17 protein-coding genes are annotated in these 15277 nt (G+C 67.2%); 9 read left to right on the top strand and 8 right to left on the bottom strand.

What is annotated here, in order from left to right; translation table 11 throughout:
- The first annotated feature begins 25 nt into the window (after window positions 1–25).
- Genes KPL59_RS35120 through KPL59_RS35110 form a run of 3 tightly spaced genes read left to right on the top strand, consistent with a single transcriptional unit; the run spans window position 26 to window position 1113 of the window.
- Window positions 26–400 carry an antibiotic biosynthesis monooxygenase gene (locus KPL59_RS35120; protein WP_226363344.1) on the top strand — a complete coding sequence of 125 codons (375 nt, stop codon included), beginning with the start codon at window positions 26–28 and terminating at the stop codon, window positions 398–400.
- Complete coding sequence (locus tag KPL59_RS35115; protein ID WP_226363335.1) at window positions 397–627, top strand: hypothetical protein; 231 nt, start codon at window positions 397–399, stop codon at window positions 625–627. The genes KPL59_RS35120 and KPL59_RS35115 overlap by 4 nt, the downstream gene beginning before the upstream one ends.
- A gap of 48 nt (window positions 628–675) precedes the next feature.
- Window positions 676–1113, top strand: a complete 438-nt coding sequence (locus tag KPL59_RS35110) for a hypothetical protein (RefSeq protein WP_226363369.1) — start codon at window positions 676–678, stop codon at window positions 1111–1113.
- Between the two features lie 101 nt (window positions 1114–1214).
- On the opposite strand, the gene KPL59_RS35105 is transcribed toward KPL59_RS35110, so the two are convergent.
- The 3 genes from KPL59_RS35105 to KPL59_RS35095 form a co-directional block, all read right to left on the bottom strand.
- On the bottom strand, window positions 1215–1565 hold the full coding sequence (locus tag KPL59_RS35105; protein WP_226363343.1) for a hypothetical protein: 351 nt from the start codon (window positions 1563–1565) through the stop codon (window positions 1215–1217).
- A gap of 181 nt (window positions 1566–1746) precedes the next feature.
- Entirely contained in the window at window positions 1747–2187 is a 441-nt protein-coding gene (locus KPL59_RS35100) for a J domain-containing protein (RefSeq protein WP_226363342.1), read from the bottom strand.
- 11 nt (window positions 2188–2198) lie between these two features.
- On the bottom strand, window positions 2199–3527 hold the full coding sequence (locus tag KPL59_RS35095; RefSeq protein WP_226363368.1) for a hypothetical protein: 1329 nt from the start codon (window positions 3525–3527) through the stop codon (window positions 2199–2201).
- A gap of 37 nt (window positions 3528–3564) precedes the next feature.
- Here KPL59_RS35095 and KPL59_RS35090 point away from each other — a divergent pair, with 37 nt between their 5' ends.
- The 5 genes from KPL59_RS35090 to KPL59_RS35070 all read left to right on the top strand — a co-directional run bounded on the left by KPL59_RS35090 (window position 3565) and on the right by KPL59_RS35070 (window position 8997).
- The gene (locus tag KPL59_RS35090) at window positions 3565–4551 is read left to right on the top strand and encodes a hypothetical protein (protein ID WP_226363367.1); all 987 of its coding nucleotides are present in this window, start codon (window positions 3565–3567) and stop codon (window positions 4549–4551) included.
- Window positions 4548–6848: an FtsK/SpoIIIE domain-containing protein gene (locus KPL59_RS35085; RefSeq protein ID WP_226363366.1), complete on the top strand. Its 2301-nt coding sequence runs from the start codon at window positions 4548–4550 to the stop codon at window positions 6846–6848. Before KPL59_RS35090 ends, KPL59_RS35085 begins: the two co-directional genes overlap by 4 nt.
- A 201-nt stretch (window positions 6849–7049) precedes the next feature.
- Window positions 7050–7436 (top strand): hypothetical protein, encoded by a 387-nt coding sequence (locus KPL59_RS35080; RefSeq protein WP_226363365.1) that lies wholly within the window; start codon window positions 7050–7052, stop codon window positions 7434–7436.
- Window positions 7433–7804: a hypothetical protein gene (locus tag KPL59_RS35075; RefSeq protein ID WP_226363364.1), complete on the top strand. Its 372-nt coding sequence runs from the start codon at window positions 7433–7435 to the stop codon at window positions 7802–7804. Before KPL59_RS35080 ends, KPL59_RS35075 begins: the two co-directional genes overlap by 4 nt.
- On the top strand, window positions 7801–8997 hold the full coding sequence (locus KPL59_RS35070; protein WP_226363363.1) for a DUF3631 domain-containing protein: 1197 nt from the start codon (window positions 7801–7803) through the stop codon (window positions 8995–8997). Before KPL59_RS35075 ends, KPL59_RS35070 begins: the two co-directional genes overlap by 4 nt.
- Window positions 8998–9195: 198 nt before the next feature.
- Here the strand turns inward: KPL59_RS35070 and KPL59_RS35065 are convergent, their stop codons facing one another.
- The 4 genes from KPL59_RS35065 to KPL59_RS35050 form a co-directional block, all read right to left on the bottom strand.
- The gene (locus tag KPL59_RS35065; protein ID WP_226358491.1) at window positions 9196–9495 is read right to left on the bottom strand and encodes a sigma factor-like helix-turn-helix DNA-binding protein; all 300 of its coding nucleotides are present in this window, start codon (window positions 9493–9495) and stop codon (window positions 9196–9198) included.
- A complete protein-coding gene (locus tag KPL59_RS35060) occupies window positions 9492–10577 on the bottom strand; it encodes a replication initiation protein (protein WP_226363362.1) in 1086 nt (361 codons plus the stop codon). The genes KPL59_RS35065 and KPL59_RS35060 overlap by 4 nt, the downstream gene beginning before the upstream one ends.
- 202 nt (window positions 10578–10779) lie before the next feature.
- Entirely contained in the window at window positions 10780–10956 is a 177-nt protein-coding gene (locus KPL59_RS35055; RefSeq protein ID WP_226363361.1) for a hypothetical protein, read from the bottom strand.
- 1007 nt (window positions 10957–11963) lie between these two features.
- Window positions 11964–12632: a hypothetical protein gene (locus KPL59_RS35050; protein ID WP_226363330.1), complete on the bottom strand. Its 669-nt coding sequence runs from the start codon at window positions 12630–12632 to the stop codon at window positions 11964–11966.
- Between the two features lie 276 nt (window positions 12633–12908).
- Here KPL59_RS35050 and KPL59_RS35045 point away from each other — a divergent pair, with 276 nt between their 5' ends.
- The gene (locus tag KPL59_RS35045) at window positions 12909–13673 is read left to right on the top strand and encodes a transposase (RefSeq protein ID WP_226359944.1); all 765 of its coding nucleotides are present in this window, start codon (window positions 12909–12911) and stop codon (window positions 13671–13673) included.
- 64 nt (window positions 13674–13737) lie between these two features.
- On the opposite strand, the gene KPL59_RS35040 is transcribed toward KPL59_RS35045, so the two are convergent.
- Window positions 13738–14019, bottom strand: a complete 282-nt coding sequence (locus KPL59_RS35040; protein WP_226363329.1) for a hypothetical protein — start codon at window positions 14017–14019, stop codon at window positions 13738–13740.
- Window positions 14020–15277 lie beyond the last annotated feature (1258 nt).

Here is a 15277-nt window from a genome sequence, read left to right as displayed (position 1 = left end):
ACAAACACCCACCCAGGAGACCCGCGTGTCTGTCGTGAAGATCAACGCCATCACCGTCCCCGACGGAGCCGGACCGGAGCTGGAAGCCCGGTTCGCCGCCCGCTTCGCTCAGGGCTGCATGAACGAGGTGCCCGGGTTCCTCGGCTACGAGCTGCTCCGCCCCGTCGCGGGCGACACCCGGTACTTCGTCTACACCCGCTGGGAGCACGACGCCGCCTTCCAGGCATGGCGCACCGTCGGCGCCGCGGCCGCGCACTGCGACCGCGACAGCGACAGCGACAGCGACCGCCCGCAGGTCGGGACCGGCGCTGACCTGCTGGAATTCGAGACCGTGCCCCTCGGCACAGCATCGGACACAGCATCTGGGACGGCTTCTGAGGAAGGGACCGCGACCGCATGACCACCGCCACCGGGCTCCGTGTCCTCGCCGCCACCGGCGCCGCCGCGCTCACGCTCAGCGCGGCCGGGGTCGCGACCGCCGCCGAGGACATCCACTACGAGAAGGCCGGGACCTTCCCCGACGTCGCTGCCTGCGCCGATGCCGGACACACCACACCCGGTGTCACGACCTGGCTCTGCGACGAACACCCCGACGGCACCGCCGACCTCTACCTCGTCCCGGCATAGACGTCAGGGTGCCGGTCTTGACCAACACCACCACCCAGACTGGGTCTGATGGGTAAGAAGAAGCAGCAGCGCCGGACCGACCCGAGCAGCAAGGCCCGACGCCGCGCACAGCGCAAAGCCCGCGACAACGACCTCCCGCCCTTCCCCGGCCGCGACGCCGACCACGGGCTTGGGCTCGGGCTCCGGCTCATCGGGACCATCGTCGTGAACGCCGACTACCACCAGCACGACGACGGCACCTGGACCGCCACCGTCGCCCCCGAACTGCTGCCCGGCGCGGTCACCATCGACGACGTCGACCTCCACACCGTCTTCCACAAAGTCATCGCCGTCGTCGAAGTCCTCGCGCAGACCGCCCCACCCGACGCCGACATCAGCACCATCACCCTGCACCGCGTCGACGGCGACACCCTTCGCTGGCTAGCCGCCGTCGACGAGTACGGCTTCACCGACTGCGTCAACGCAGCCCAGTTCCCCGACCACTGACCACCACCGACCAGCCGGACCAGCGGCCAGCTCCTGGTGCTGCCGCGCCGCTTCCGGTCCTCACCCGACCCGGAAAGGCGACTCGCGGGCAGACGCAGTGACTATTCGGAGTGGAACTCCACCCGCACGATCCGCATGTCCATCTCACGGGCATAAGCAGGCACGACCCAGGTCATCTCCTGCGGCGCCGCCGCAGCGTTGCGGACCCAGGCCGTGTGCTCATGACGGCCTTGTCCCTCCGCGTTCTCCATCGTCACGGTGAACACCACCGTGCTCCGCGCCGCAACCTCGAACCACAACTCCTCAACGTTCTGCCCGCGATCGAACTCGATCACCGGCAGACACGCCGCCGGAGCAAGCCCCTCCCGGCACACGTCCTCCCCCGACGGCGGGCCCGCCCACACCGACGGCGCCGGCCCAGCCACCAACCCAGCCAGCACCACACCGGTCACCGCCAGAACCCCAGCACTCCGCCGCACCACCACCCGCAGCAGCCCCGGCCTCTTCCTCAGCGCAGTCGTTGTCGTCGTCACCCATTTAGCCAAAGTCGTCACCCATTCAGATGTCAACTCCGACGCGCCCCGCGACTGAAACGCCGTCTCCGGACCGCGCGGCAACCGCTAGCGGCCAGGGCTAGCGGCGGGCCGGGCGGCCCAGGGCGAGGTAGACATACCGGCCGACCAGCACCGCGCCGGTGATCGCGACCATCACCGTCGCCACCGGCGCCACACCGACCACCACCGCACCGCCGACCAGCACCCCGGCCTCGGCCACCCCGGTCGCGATCAGCAGCGCCGCCGGGCCCGGCCCGGGCCGGGTCACCACCGGAGCCGGGACCGGACCCGGAACGGTCGTGGGCACCGCCCACACCCAGTCCTGCGCCCGATCCTGCGCTTGAGCCTCCTGCAGCAGCTCATACGCTGCGGTGACCACCGCGAACCGGTCCGGATCACCACCGGCGTCGGGGTGCTCGCGGCGCACCGCCGCCCGCCACGCCGAACGCACCACCTCCGCCGGTGCTCCCGGGGCGACACCCAGGATCGCCGCAGCCCGCGTCACCTCGGGCCCCGTCACCAGACCGGTCCTCACCGCTGACCTCCCCCACCGTCGATGTCGCCGCCGATGTCGCCGCCGCCATCGATGTCGCCGAGCCAGATGTCGGCGTCCGCCCCGACCCGACCAGCACCGCCCTGACCAGCACCACCACCGCTACCGCTTCCTCCGCCGTCCCCGGAGCCGCTACCGCCCCGGTCTCGGCGGGCGTGGGCGTGACCGGCCATGAGCTGGCGGCGCGTCAACACCGGCCCCGACACCGGCTCCTCCACCCCGACCGCCTCGTCCAGCACCCGCGACCGCCCCGACAGCGGCGTCACCAGCCCGTAGACGACCTTGTCCGGGCTCGCCCACGCGAGGTGGTGCGGCGGCATCTGCCGCACCCGGTTCGGATCCAACAGGAACGCGTGCTGGCGGCGCACCGTCCCCGCCCCGCTGTACCCACCGGAGAACACCGAAGCGCCCCAGCCCTCGTCCGACCCGGCGCCGACCAGCTGCAACCCGACCTCCCCGACCATCCTGGTCCCGAACCGGGCCGCCAACTCCTCCGCATTCGTCGTCCGCCCCACCAGCACCCCGCCACCCATCGCCCCGAGCAGCCGGTTCCGTTCCTGAGGCGACTCGGCCAGGCCCTCGACCGGCTGCGCCGACACGATCACCGCACCACCCAATGAGCGCAGCCGCTCAACAAGGTTGATGACACTGCCCGCAACTTCACCCGAGACCGCCGAGAACTCGTCCAGCACGAACAACGCCTGACGCCGCCCGGCAGCCCCGGAACGAGCACCGCCGAGTTCGTGGGTGAGCAGCTCGATCAGCACCGCCGTCTTCGCCGCCGCCACGACCTCATCAGTCGTGCCCGGCACCGACACATACAACGCGTCGAAGTCCGACAACGGCGCCCCCGCATCGAAGTCCGCGCCCAACGACCGGAACAGGCCGCAGAACAGCATCAGGTCCGCATCCAGCGACGACGACCCCGACCCGCCACCCGACGGCTTACTCAACGCCCGGACCTGCCGCGACTCCACCGCGTGCCCCGCCCACGCCTCACTCAGCCACCGCCCGTCCAGACGCTCCAGGAACTCCACCGACGATCCCGGCGGCCCCTTCGGGGCATCCACCACCAGATGCAACAGGCCACGTTGCAGCACGTCATAGAAGCGGTGATCGGTTTTCGCGAGCTTGTGCAGCGACGCCCGCAACTGCCCCGCAGGCATCCGCCACATGTTCAACCGCGTCTCGAACGGGAACACCCCGACCCGATCCGGATGCAGGCCAAGGTCAGTCATCGCCTCCGCCCACGACTGCGCATCCTCCGCCGCGTCCGGGCCGCCCTTCGCGCCCAGGAACACCACCAACGGCCGACCCGACCCAAGCGGCGACCCCGGCGTCTGGGTGTGCCGCGCCCACATCGCCTCCGCCCACCCGCAGCTCACACGTTCCAACAACGTCGTCTTCCCCGCACCGGTCTGCGCCACCACCGCCACCGAACTGGGCATGTGGGCCTTCGCCCTCGCCGTCGTCGCCTCCCGACACCGAGCACCGGACCGCCCGGTGGTCGGGTTGCAGGCCGGGGTGGTGCTGTTCTCCCTGGTCGCGGCCTCGATGAACCTCCTCCACGGCCTCGAACAGGGCTGGACAGCCGGGATCGTCATGGCCGTGGTCTCGATCGCCGGGGTCGCCGCGCACCAGCTCACCCTCGCCGGGGCACCGCGTTCCCGGGCTGAGCACCGGTCGGCGCGGCTGTCCGCGCTGGTGGAAGCGAAGACCAGCCGCGCCCGGCGCCTCGCCGTCCGCGACGCGGCAGCAGTCATCGACACCGACGGCACCGCGGCCCTGGCCTACCGGCCCGGGACCTACCAGGTCCGGCGCCGCGCACTCGCCGCGACCACCGGCCCGGGACGCCACGGCGCCCCGCCCGTGCCGGTCGGGGCGGGCCGCGCCGATGACTGGGACTGGGCACTCGCCGCCCTCGTCGAGGGCGCGGGCTGTGTCGGCTCCCGGCTCACCAACGACCTCGACTACGAGGCCGACCCGGGCCTCGACTGCCTCGACTCCGGGGTCGACTCCCACCTCGACGATGATCTTGGAGGCGGTGTCGCCATCCTCGACCACACCCCGGAGGAGTCGACCGGGGAGTCGAGGCCTGACCTGCGACAGTCGACCCACCCAAGATCATCGTCGACCCCCGGAGTCGACCCCGACCATGATCTTGAAACCGGGTCGACCCCACGCAGCCTCGATGATCTTCGGCAGCTCCTCCGAGCCGCTGTCGCCGACGGCCGGGTCGACTCCAGGTCCGCCGAGTCCATCCGCCGCGCCCTGCGCTGCTCGGCCGCCCGCGCCCGCCAACTCCGTGACGAGACCGGAGGTCTCCGATGAGCGACCACGACGACCGGGACGGCCGCGAGAAGGGGTCTGGCGGCGCCAGCTCGACCCACCACGACAGAGACGACGCGCTGGCGCCGGTCATCACCCTGCACCACCGGCACGACACCCGCGACCAGCAGGACGAGCCGGTGGTGATCGAAGGCGAGATCGTGACCTGCGGTCAGCAGATGGAAACACCGACGGTCAGGACGCCGGGAGCTGAGCTGGTGACGCGGCGGGACATCTACCGCTCTGACCTGGTGACGGCACGACGGCATGCCGTCACAGCGCTCACCCATCCGGCCACGGTGACCAGCGCGAAAGCGCTGGTCCGCAACACCTTCTATGTGTTCTCCGGCGCCGGTGTGCTGGTGCAGCGGTGGCGGGACACCCACGGCACCGCCCGGTATGAGCGGCAGATGCGGGCCGCCGAAATCGCCGGTGACCAGGACCGGCTCCTGGAATGGGAGGCCCGCGACGTCGCCGAAAAGGCCCGCCGGCATGGCCGGGTCATGGACTGGATCAACGCTCCACTGGCCTGGGCGCGTGCTGCCGGGGCCGGCGCGCTGATCGCCCTCGGGATGCTCCTCGGCCTCGGCGTCGTCCTCGCCATCGCCGCCAAGGACGTTTCCCTGGTCATCGCCCCCATCACCGCAGTGATCGACGCGGTCGCCTGGACCGTCACGTTCGTGACCGTCTACGCATCCCTGCTCGGAACACTCGCTCTCGGTGGGGCGGTGCTCGGGCTGTGGGCACTCGGGAAGGCCCGCACCGAGCCACCCACCTGGACCGCCCCGCCCGCTGACGTCGAGGACGACGGGGTCCGGGATGTCATCCCCGACGAACGCGCCGTGGTCAACGCGCTGCGCCACCTCGGCATGAGCGCCCTGAACGCCAAGTTCAAGGCCGGCTGGGCGCCGCGCTGGATCCAGCCACCCGTCCACGACGGGAAGGGCTGGCACTGCCAGTTCCTCCTCCCCGAGGGCGTCACCGTCGAGATGCTCAACAAGCGCAAAGACGTCCTCGCCCACAACCTCCTGCGTCTACCGGTCGAGGTGTGGCCCACCGAGCCGAAAGACAAGCCGGGTGTGTTGGACCTGTGGGTCGCTGACCAAGGCAGCCTCACCAAGCCGGTCGCGCCGTGGCCGCTCCTGCACGACGGCACCACCGACTACTTCAAAGGCGTCCCCACCGGGGTCAACCCACGCTCTGACCTGGTCACCGGCCGACTGTTCGGGAGCAACTGGGGCGTCGCCGGAATGATGGGCTCCGGCAAATCCACCCTGATCATCGACGTCCTCGCCGGGGCCATCCTCGACCCCCTCGTTGAAGTCGACATCTACTGCATGGCCCACAACGCCGACTACGACCCGTTCCGACCGGTCGCCCGGACCCTGTTCGTCTCCGACGACCCCGACGAGGTCCCCACCGTCCTCGACGGCCTCAAACAGCTCATGTCCGAGCTGTCGCAACGAGGACGGAAACTGTCCGCAGCCGGAGAACCCAAGCTCACCCGCAAGCTCGCCGCCGCCGACCCGTCGATGCGGCCCCGCGTGGTCGTCATCGACGAGTGTCAAGAGCTGTTCGTCTCCGACGTCGGCGCCGAGGCCGCGGAGCTGGTGTCGAAGATCGTCGCGAAGGCCCGTAAGTACGGCATCACGCTGCTGTTCGCGACACCAGTGCCCTCGGCGGAGTCCCTACCGAGGGCGGTGGCGAAGGTCCTATCCAACCGGGCGTGCTTCGCCATCGGCGACCACCACGGCAACGACGCCATCCTCGGCACCGGCAAACACACCGCAGGCATCACCGCCACCACCCTGCAACCCATGACCATCAACCCGGACGGCACCGTGGACCTCGGAGACCTCGGCACCGCCATGACCACCGGCTTCGGCCCCTGCGACGGGCTGATGCGCTGCTTCTACATCCCACGCGGCGACGGCATCGACGAACTCACCCCCATCATCGACCGCGCGATCAAGCTGCGCGAGGAGGCCGGGATCGTCCCCGGCCCGGCACCGACGCCCGTCGACGAGGGCAAGCCGGTCGATCACCTCGCCGACATCGCCGAGGCCCTGCGCGGGCAGCCCCGAGTCCTGACCCGACTCGTCCTCGCCCGCCTGGTCGAACACAACCGCACCGTCTACGAGCACTGGGGCTTCACCGAACTCGCCGCCGCCCTGGCCGCCCACGACATCCCGCCGCGTAAGTCCCACGGCCAATCCGTCGTCCGCGCCGACGACCTCCACACCGCCCTCACCCACCGTGACCGAAACGAGCACCACGGCACGGGGGAGGACGACTTCTAACCCCGGGGAGCCCCCGGGGAAGCGGGGAAGTTTCCCCGAGGGCTCCCCCAGGCCACTTCCCCCATACCACCAGCACAAACAGTCACCGGGGAAGCGGGGGAGCACCACCGCCCCACCCGGGAAAACCCGCCCACACGCAGGGAAGAAGGCACCCCGGCGCCTCCCTCCCTCCCCTTCGGCATGCCGAAAACAGGAGACCCGATGACCACCCACAGTCACCATCCTGAAACACCGGAACAACCTGAACCGCCGGTCTCGCAGGCCCTGGCGGTCCCGATCCCGCGCCTGTCCGCCCCGGATCGAGCCGAGGCCCTGGAAGTGATCAGCTTCGTCGACCCGGCCGTGCTGGCCGCCGTCCTCGGCCGAGCCCAGCCCTCGGCGCCGCTGCTGGTCGCCGCCCGGGTCGGGGTCGAGGTCGCCGACCTCCGGCACGCCCACTGGACCGCCCTACGGGACGCCAGCAAGCAGGTCTCGGCCGCCTACCGCGCGGCCGGGCTCGCCCGGCAGCCGTCCCTGGCCGAACTCATGCGGCGCCGGTATCCGCCCCACGGCGACCCCGCCGACTGGGCCGCCAGGGCGGCGGCATGACCACCACCGCAGGCGAGCAACTGGTCGTGGGCAAGTCGACCCGGACCGCAGCCCGCCCCAGCGGGCGAGGACCGGAAGCGACGCGGCAGCACCGGGTCTCCCGGTTCGCCACGCAGTCCGCTGACGGGCGAGAGCTCGCCGTGCTGGTCGATGGGCCGTGGCGCGGGCGCTGGTACTGGGCCGACGACCTGGCAGCCATGCAGCACGCCAGCCGCCGCTACCCGGACGGCCACCCGGCCGCGGAACTCCGCACCTACCGACCGAGCAACGAGTTCGTGCCGCACCCGGGCGAGCCCGAGGTGACCGGACGCCTCTGGCACCACCACCCGTACCCCACCGCTGTAACCACCTCCAGGAGGACCGCATGAACACCCACGACGACCAAATTCCCGCAGGTCAGGACGAAGGTTCCGAATCCGGCACCTTCACCCCGCCACCGACCGGCACGGTGCCCGGCGCCGACGGTGCTGCGATCCTCGACGACCTCGAAACCGCGCTGCGCCGCTACGTCTCCCTGCCGTCGGCCGCTGCGGTGGTCGGTGTCGTGCTCTGGATCGCGGCCACCCACGCCCAACCCGCCTGGGCGCACGCACCACGCCTGGTCGTCCGAGCACCGGAGAAGCGCTGCGGAAAATCCCGCCTCCTCGACGTCGTCGAAGGCGCATGCCACCAACCGTTCATCACCGTCAACGCCACACCCGCCGCCGTCTACCGCTCCATCACCGCCGATCCGCCCACGATGCTGGTCGATGAAGCCGACACGATCTTCGGGCCCGCAGCCACCGGCCACGAAGACCTACGCGGACTCCTGAACGCCGGGCACCAGCGGAACCGGCCCGCGAAGCGCTACGACCTCGCCAAAAACCGCGTCGAGTCCATCTCGACGTTCGCGATGGCCGCGCTGGCCGGGATCGGACGCATGCCCGACACCATCGAAGACCGCGCCATCGTCGTCCACATGCGCCGCAGAGCACCCGGAGAACAGGTGGCGCCCTACCGGCACCGACGGGACCGGCCGCGCCTCCAGCGCCTCGCTGAGCGGCTGCACGGCTGGCTCCGCAACGACCTCACCGCCCTGGAAGCGGCTGAGCCGGTCATGCCGGTCGAGGACCGCGCCGCCGACACCTGGGAACCACTCATCGCCATCGCCGACCACGCAGGCAGCCACTGGCCCGACCGCGCCCGCCAAGCCATCCTCGACCTCCAAGCAGAAGACACCGGGGACGACCGATCCGAACGCATCCGCCTGCTCGCCGACTGCCACACCGCCTTCGGCGACGAGCAAGCGCTGCCGACCATGCGACTCCTCCAGCAACTCCGCGCCGACCCCGAAGCGCCGTGGGCGGACTACGGACCACGCGGCGAGGGACTCACCGCCCGACGCCTCGGCGTCCTGCTGAGCGAGTACGACATCCGCCCGGCGACCATCCGGTTCGCCGGGCTCGGACAGACCAAGGGATATCGCCGCGAGGCTTTCGCCGATGCCTGGCGGCGCTACACGCCTGATCTCGTCACCAACAGTGACGATCGTGCCCAGGTGTCCACCGGATCAGCAGAATAGCTGGTCAGGCTGCCTTCAGGGCGATCTTCGGCGCGCGTGAGCGCGCTGTCCGCTGAGGGGGTGGTACGGATTGATCCGTACCACCCCCTCAATCCGTACCACCCATAATCAGAGCCTGACCTGCACAGTTAGCATTGCTGTTACGGATGGTACGGATTGGTACGGATTGAGGGCCGTTTCGGGACATCCTTCGAAATCTCACTCTGCGTGATCAGCGGTATGGCGAGCCACAGCAGCAGCCCAGTCGCCGTTGCGGCGGGCGGTATAAAGCACGTGCCCGACGGACCCGATGCTGGTGCCGAGCCGTTCCGCGATCTCGCGGTAGGTGAGTCCCTGGAGGCGGAGCTGCACCGCAGCGGCACGGCGTTGTCGCGCCCGCCGTTCGTAGTCGTCTCGCGGTTCGGCCATCATGCGCACGACAGTGGCGCGAGTGACGCCGAACTGTTCAGCGAGGTCGCGAGCAGACTTGGTTCGCCGCTTCGGAATTTGCGCAGTCATGAGTAGGCCACCTTCGCCATCATCTCTCGAATCTGCTGCGACGCCTCAGCCTGGTCTCCGCCGCGCGCGAGTCCTCCGGGTCGGCTGTTTCCGGCGAGTCCGCCGTTCCGCCCGGAGCCTACTCGGCCTCCTTTGCGTCCGCGTGCGGCTTGGATGGCGGAGAAGGCTGCCTCGTAGGCGGCGGGGCCGTCGTTCCACATGCGGGAGTAGTTGATCGTCCAGTCGGAGATCGACTTCGAGATGTGGCCGAGTTCGTTCCCGCCGAGGGGGATGGGAAAATCGGCATTGAGGATCGCGACGTGTTTGGCGACAGCGGCGCGGTAGCCGTCGGCGTCGCCCCAGTGGTGGCGCATTTCGCGGTAGGCGAAGCGGCGGACCATGTGGAAGAGGGTTTCGTTGCGGGAGTAGCCGACGGGTTCACGTCGGCGTTGGTTGTGCCAGCCGCGTCCGGGCATGTGTCCGGCGGCGGTCAGGATCGCGCCGAACTGGTTGAGGGTGGAGGTTGTGTCGTGGAGGAAGTGGGTGATCCAGCGGGAGTGGAACGGATTCTTGATCAGCCGCCCGGGATAGGACGGGTCCCCACCCACAGCGCGCCGGAGTGCTTCTTCGATCGAGAGGCCGTAGCGGACCGCGCGGCGTGATCCGTAGTTGGTGACCTTGATCGGGGTCGTGACCCCGAACCCGGCGTGGGCGTGGCCGTTGACGGCGTTCTCGATGATCACGTTCGGCATCGGGTGGCTGTCGACGGTGGAGACCATCCGCAGGACCGCATCGGCGCTGTCGCCGTCGATCCCGATCAGGCCCCATACCTGCTTGGGGTGCAGCTCGACGTGCATCCGGGTCATCGCGACGTCCCGGGTCTGCCGCCAGACGCCGTCGTCGAACTCGTCCGCGGCGAGTGGGTACCGCGACGTCCACAAACGCCCCCAGATCGCCGCTGCCGCCTCGAACGGCAGCCCCCCGACTAGGTAGCCCGGGGACGGAAACCCGGGCTCACAGAGGCTCTCAGAGCCCCGGGGAGAGGCATCCAGGATCGCGCCCGAGGCAGCGCCTGGGGGAACCCACAGGTCAGAGCCGATCATCCGGGGGAACTCCTCACCACCGCCGACAGGGGCGCGGTGCCGGTCCAGGGCATTGAGCTTCGCCCTGTGTTGTCTCCGGCCGCTGACGCGGCCGGAGGGGTGCGGGCTCGCTGGCGCTCACCCGAAACTCTGACTTGGCTTGTTGCTGCTGTGCCACTCAAATACTCCCAGGTAACAAGCCCGTCTGTCGCGTACCCCCAGGTCAGACCGGCGTGTCACCCCCACCCGGCCTCCGACCAAGCGCCAGCGGCACCGCACCCAGCAGCAGCAGCAGCAGCAGCAGCAGCCCGCCGGGGGCGCCCGCCCGCGTTTTCCTGAGGAAAACGCACATCTTGCTGCGCGGCTGCGCGGTGAACCGGCCGACCGGCGCCACGACCAAGCCCCGGACCGGAGCCCACCGCCCAAGATCATCAGATGATGCATGGGTCCTGTGGCTGTTGATCTTCGGTGGCGAGACGCCACCGAACCGGCCCGCCGAGCCGACAGCGCTCGCCTACAACGAGCTCGACACCACCAACCAAGATCAACAGCCACCACACCTATGCATCACTGATGATCACCGGCCCGGTGCCGGTCCCGCCCGGACGCTTCACCCCCCGGGCGGCGCACCCCCGGAGGAGACCGTCACGGCCTTGATGAGCCCGAAGCCCGTAGCGATGGCCCCTGGCGCCACCCCAGAAGGCCGCCGCCGCGGCACCCAGCCCCCGAGCCCTCCGGAGGAGCAGGTCAACGTCGCGCTGAAGTGCTGACCGGCCCTCACGCCAGCGGCGAAGGCTGGTTCAACGCGATATCGCGCCCCAGCTCCTCCGCTCCGACCCCGCCTGACCAGCACAAACAGGTTGGGAAAGGCTCACTGATGACCTTCGGCTCGGTGCCGGACCGACCGTGCAGACCACCGATCTCATGTTCCAGATACAGGGAAGCTGCAATGCAGCGGATCACGTGGACACACCCAGGTCGGGACGTTGTCCACCAGGCGGGGTGTCAGAGGGTGTGGATGTTCCGGACAAGGAGGTCGAGGCGTCCCATGCTCCAGTTCCAGAACATGATCTTGAACCTGCTCAGCAGTGGCCACGCACGCAGACTCGTGAGTGACCGACGTCGTGAAGTACACGCCAATGACCGAGGGCCCCTCCGACTCGATCTCAACTACAAGGTCCTCCCCTACATCCAGACCAGAACACGGGGGGGGCGGCGGAGGCAGCGACGACACGAGCACAGAACGGACCCGCCACCCACGATCATTCAACTCCAAATCCCGTAAAACCCCCTCTACCAGCCGTCGTGCCTGCGCTTCACAAACACCCGACGCCGCTTCTAGGACCTCCTCGGGAGCACCGCTCGCAGCCACCCACGATCGATAAGGAGAACTCTGCTCGCTGGTCATCAGTATGTCAGGCGGGCCGACCCGGCAAATGTCAGCTTCGCAGTCCCACCCCCACCGAGATTATGGCGATACGTGAAGAAATCTTGATAGTCAAGGACATCATTCACGAACACCGGATTCATTGAACCGTGGAAAATATAGTCCGCCGACTCCACGTGACCGGAATTCTTGGGTCTACTCGTCCTGTTTTGCCACCACCGCAGCCCGTCTTCCCTGACCGGTCCGACAACTGTCGCCTTCACTGCCGGTGACAACCGATAACCCCATGCGACCACGCCATGAGATGGCAGACACGTAAACTGCAACGACAGCACCCCGTTCCGATCAGGACGATCCAGTCCATTACGGCATCCCAGAGTCTCCACTCGCGGAGCCTGACGAACCCCAAAGGGAATATCACGCGCGAAGCGGACACGAATTTTCTCTGCCTCTTCTCGCTGCAACGGCCTATCAAACTCAAAAACAAGATGAGCAGAATCCCCCGAAGTGCCCACCTCGACTCTGTCCACCTCGCCTGACTCCTGTGCCATCGCAGCAGAAGAGACACCCACCAACATCAATAACGACAACCCCACAGCGAACAATGCATTCGCTGCCGGAGCCATTCGTTTCGCAAATTTCCTGATCATCACCGGCCGAGTGAAGCAGTCACCCCAGTCGATCGTCAAGATCAGAATCAGCCACCACCTCCGGCCACGCCGTCACCAATCAAGGACCATCACTGAACGCAACCACGCGAACACGCTCAGCCACTACGGACAGATGCACCCAAAGCGACCTAAACCGCCCACACTGCCGCAGTCAGTTAACCTTGACCTTTACCTTGAGGCTTATTCAGGCCCCGTGAAATAACGATCTAGCCCGGCGTGTCGGGTTGGGCGACAGCCCGTCCATCGCGAATATTGGTTTGCCGAATCAATCCGAGATGAACGGGCTGCCGCAGTATGTACTATACCACTGGTTTCCGGCGTGATGAAATTCAGGATCTTGTCGCTATAGTGTATGAGCAGGATCAGCGGGACGCGACGGAGGCACGTTTGTCTTGGCCGCCGGTTCTGGGGTTGTTCTGGTCGGTGGTGATCACGTTGGCGTATCTGCGCGGGAATCGTGTGCAGTGGGAGTTGGCGGAAACCTATGGGGTGTCGCAGTCGACGGTTAGTCGAGCGATCACGGGGGTGACACCGTTGCTGGCACAGGCGCTGCGGAGTGTCGTTCCGACGGCAGAGGAGCTTCGTGCCGATCGGCAGTACATCATCGATGGAACCTTGCTGCCCTGCTGGTCATGGGCCGCGGTGCCGGGTCTGTGGTCGGGCAAGCATCGCACCACCGGCGTCGTCGTCCAGGTCGCAGCCACCCTGGAAGGGCAGCTGTCGTGGATCTCCGACCCGACCCCAGGATCCCGACACGACCTATATTGCCTCGACCAATCCGGCGCCCTCGACCACCTCGCCACATACCCCCCGATCGGCGATAAAGGATACATCGGGCGCGGCATGCTCACCCCGTTCAAAAAACCACCCGGCCGGGAACTTCTCGACTGGCAAAAAACATTCAACAAGAGCCTCAACCACACACGCGCCACCATCGAACGAGTCATCGCCCATATCAAAACGTGGAAAGTTCTCCACACAGACTACCGGCGGCCCTACGCCACATTTAAAACGACAATCTCGGCAGTCATCGGACTCATCTTCTACACACTTACCTGACGGAGCCTGAATAAGCCTCGATGATCGGCGATATAGACTCATGGCGGGCAGGGAACGATCCTCTTCATCGGCGCTTATCGTCTTTGACGATCCGTCGGGCAATCTCGGCCGCAATTACGCTATCTTTAATGCCCGCACCCGTGATGTTCCGATACTCTTTTGCTGCCTCGCTCCATGCACCATGTCGAGCCAGCTCAATGACAGGATTGAATCTCTCTTCCGAAAAGTAGTCGACTGCGCCTCTTTCGCGAAGGTGTCCGAGAACGAAGTCAGCAGCATCTCGCGCGGCACTGGGCGTCCTGAAAATCCGATACAGCTTCATTTCGCCCACGGAGTCGCGCACCACGCTCCAGCTCCCGCCAAAGAAACTGCCGCCCCGGCAAGACCACCCTTTAACGCGTTCACTCCGACCAAACGCGCCAGCACGTACGCGACGTCTTTCCACTTCTTAGCGGCCATGAGATACGCGAGTTGAGAGCCCCCTTTAGCTGCACCCGCAGTAAGAGCCCCTAGCCCTACAGCATTGAGCACGCATTCGCGATACTGCGGGGAGTCGATCGCATGGTAAGGAACGGGTCCATTGAGCGCTTCTGCCACCTGGGCCAGCTCTCGAAAATCTTTATCGCGAGAAAACGCCGGATTTACCCGCCACTGCTCACCGTCGTTCACAAGCACGACAGAGAATAAATACTCTGCCTCTTCGGCGGCCCGGCGCGCCTCATCCGGACTCAGCGATTCATCTCCAACTGGGGAGACTCCACTAGCTTCAAGGTCTCCGCGTTGGCTGGGGGCGGCGACCGAGACTCCTGTCATCACTACCGGAGCTTCGGCCGAAGCGATCCCAGTGGCCGACCCCATTGCAACAGCCACAACTAACACAGTCCCGATAACACGCGACGCAGATGCGAACCTCTTCGTGCACATGACCGCATCCGAACACGCCCCCCCCCCCGGTGGTCAAGAACCACTACCAGAAGCAATCACGCGAACACACTCAGCCACTACGGACAGATACACCCAAACAAGCTCAAACCACCCACTCCTGCCGTAGTCAGTTGACCTTGACCTTTGCCTTTTTCAAACCATGGAACTACGTACTGACGATCACGGCCGCTCCGCGACCACAACCCGCCAGCCCGACCCAGCGGGACTCACTCCACCACCCACACAACAGCAGGTCACAACGATGACCTACCTGAGAGCGCCCCGGGGCAAGTCCAGAAGACGGCCCCGAAAACGATCTTGTGTTCTCTCGGGAGGAACAAAAACCCCTCTCGGGAGTTACTGGGCCACCTGTCAGGCCGACAGCACCGAGGACACGCGACCTCAACGATAGCGCGACAACCCCCACATCCGCCGGATCGCGCATCGGGCGGATGCAGTGGCTCCTGCACGCACCAAAACACCGTGCAGGCAGATACTAAATCCATCCTGCGGCACCTTTGAAACCGCACAACCAGTCACATCAATACTGTGCCCGGCGCCACCCCCGCCCTAGCGCAAAAGAGCCCTCATCCGTGGCTCTGACAACGCCCAGCCCTCCCGGTACTACAAGCAGAAGAGCGCGGCAGGGGACTCATCAAACACCTGCAGAGCGCCGCACC

This window comes from Pseudonocardia sp. ICBG1142 (genome assembly GCF_020496255.1).
Classification (GTDB): Bacteria; Actinomycetota; Actinomycetes; order Mycobacteriales; family Pseudonocardiaceae; genus Pseudonocardia.
The sequence above is the reverse complement of the archived record's forward strand: the minus strand, read 5'-3'. Positions and strand labels throughout refer to the sequence as shown.

Coding starts and splice junctions, on each gene's coding strand:
- KPL59_RS35115 (WP_226363335.1), top strand. CDS start 397: ATGACCACCGCCACCGGGCTCCGTGTCCTCGCCGCCACCGGCGCCGCC.
- KPL59_RS35110 (WP_226363369.1), top strand. CDS start 676: ATGGGTAAGAAGAAGCAGCAGCGCCGGACCGACCCGAGCAGCAAGGCC.
- KPL59_RS35085 (WP_226363366.1), top strand. CDS start 4,548: ATGAGCGACCACGACGACCGGGACGGCCGCGAGAAGGGGTCTGGCGGC.
- KPL59_RS35080 (WP_226363365.1), top strand. CDS start 7,050: ATGACCACCCACAGTCACCATCCTGAAACACCGGAACAACCTGAACCG.
- KPL59_RS35075 (WP_226363364.1), top strand. CDS start 7,433: ATGACCACCACCGCAGGCGAGCAACTGGTCGTGGGCAAGTCGACCCGG.
- KPL59_RS35070 (WP_226363363.1), top strand. CDS start 7,801: ATGAACACCCACGACGACCAAATTCCCGCAGGTCAGGACGAAGGTTCC.
- KPL59_RS35065 (WP_226358491.1), bottom strand. CDS start 9,495: ATGACTGCGCAAATTCCGAAGCGGCGAACCAAGTCTGCTCGCGACCTC.
- KPL59_RS35060 (WP_226363362.1), bottom strand. CDS start 10,577: ATGATCGGCTCTGACCTGTGGGTTCCCCCAGGCGCTGCCTCGGGCGCG.
- KPL59_RS35045 (WP_226359944.1), top strand. CDS start 12,909: ATGTACTATACCACTGGTTTCCGGCGTGATGAAATTCAGGATCTTGTC.